At 66.6% G+C, this 323-nt stretch carries 1 protein-coding gene; it reads left to right on the top strand.

What is annotated here, in order from left to right; all coding sequences use genetic code 11:
- Positions 1 to 174: 174 nt before the first annotated feature.
- Positions 175 to 323, top strand: a 149-nt coding sequence (locus D471_RS35555; protein ID WP_040690648.1) for a macro domain-containing protein, incomplete at its 3' end; no start/stop codon positions are given.

Here is a 323-nt window from a genome sequence, read left to right as displayed (position 1 = left end):
CCCGTCGCACACGGCATTCCGTTTAATTTACCGGCGCTAGTACTACACGTTGTCGTACCCCCGGGTTAAATCCTGGTTACCCGTGGGGATGGGGCTTTCCGGCACACCGCGCCCCGCTCCGCGAGGATGGGAGCGGCCCGGGGAGGAGCCCCCAGGACCGGGAAGGAAACCAACATGAGCAGCACTCATCACACTCGCCTCAGCGTCATCAGGGGCGACATCACCGAGCAGCGGGTCGACGCGATCGTCAACGCCGCCAACAGCTCCCTCCTGGGCGGGGGCGGGGTCGACGGAGCCGTCCACAGGAAGGGCGGCGAGGCCAT

The organism is Nocardiopsis lucentensis DSM 44048 (assembly GCF_000341125.1).
Lineage (GTDB): Bacteria > Actinomycetota > Actinomycetes > Streptosporangiales > Streptosporangiaceae > Nocardiopsis > Nocardiopsis lucentensis.
This window is presented reverse-complemented; position numbering and strand designations above follow the sequence as displayed.